At 61.0% G+C, this 1,100-nt stretch carries 2 protein-coding genes; both read left to right on the top strand.

Features of this window, described 5'->3' with window-relative positions:
- On the top strand, positions 1 to 884 hold an 884-nt coding region (gene carA / locus ACIOZM_RS30310), incomplete at its 5' end, for a glutamine-hydrolyzing carbamoyl-phosphate synthase small subunit (RefSeq protein WP_401221035.1).
- Positions 885 to 1,010: 126 nt separating this feature from the next.
- A partial coding sequence (locus ACIOZM_RS30305) for a hypothetical protein (protein WP_401221044.1) occupies positions 1,011 to 1,100 on the top strand: 90 nt, incomplete at its 3' end.

Here is a 1,100-nt window from a genome sequence, read left to right as displayed (position 1 = left end):
TGCCGCTGGTAGCGAGCAACTGGCGTAACACGATGTCCCTGTCCGATTACCTGAAAGCCAACAATGTTGTGGCGATCGCCGGTATCGACACCCGCCGCCTGACCCGCATCCTGCGTGAAAAAGGCGCACAGAACGGCTGCATCATGGCCGGTGACAACATCTCCGAAGAAGCCGCGGTTGCTGCTGCGCAGGGTTTCCCGGGCCTGAAAGGCATGGACCTGGCGAAAGTCGTCAGCACCACCAAGCAATACGAGTGGCGCTCGACTGTCTGGGATCTGAAAACCGACAGCCACGCGACCATCGAAGCCTCCGAGCTGCCATACCACGTGGTTGCCTACGACTACGGCGTCAAGGTCAACATCCTGCGCATGCTGGTCGAGCGCGGTTGCCGCGTCACCGTGGTGCCGGCACAAACCCCGGCTGCCGACGTTCTGGCACTGAAGCCGGACGGCGTGTTCCTGTCCAACGGTCCTGGTGATCCGGAGCCTTGCGACTACGCGATCAAGGCCATCAAGGAAGTGCTGGAAACCGAGATTCCGGTGTTCGGTATCTGCCTCGGTCACCAGCTGCTGGCTCTGGCCTCCGGCGCCAAAACCCTGAAAATGGGTCACGGCCACCACGGTGCCAACCACCCGGTGCAGGATCTGGACACTGGCGTCGTAATGATCACCAGCCAGAACCACGGTTTTGCGGTGGACGAAGCGACCCTGCCGGCCAACGTGCGGGCGATCCACAAATCGCTGTTCGACGGCACCCTGCAAGGCATCGAGCGTACCGACAAGAGCGCGTTCAGCTTCCAGGGTCACCCTGAAGCCAGCCCGGGCCCGAACGATGTGGCTCCACTGTTCGACCGCTTCATCAACGAGATGGCCAAGCGACGCTAAGCGTTCGCCTTGAGACTGTAGCGAGAAGCCCCTCGAGGGCGGCCCCGAATGCGGCGGCCCCCTCGAAGCTTCAGAAATCGATCAAGACGGCTTGCCGACTGACCTGCGGATTTGAGTGACAAACCCATGCCAAAACGTACAGACATTAAAAGCATCCTGATTCTCGGCGCTGGCCCGTTCGTTATCGGCCAGGCCTGTGTTTTCGACTTCTCCGGC

The sequence above is a fragment of the Pseudomonas sp. NPDC087346 genome (assembly GCF_044744235.1).
GTDB lineage: Bacteria > Pseudomonadota > Gammaproteobacteria > Pseudomonadales > Pseudomonadaceae > Aquipseudomonas.
The sequence above is the reverse complement of the archived record's forward strand: the minus strand, read 5'-3'. Positions and strand labels throughout refer to the sequence as shown.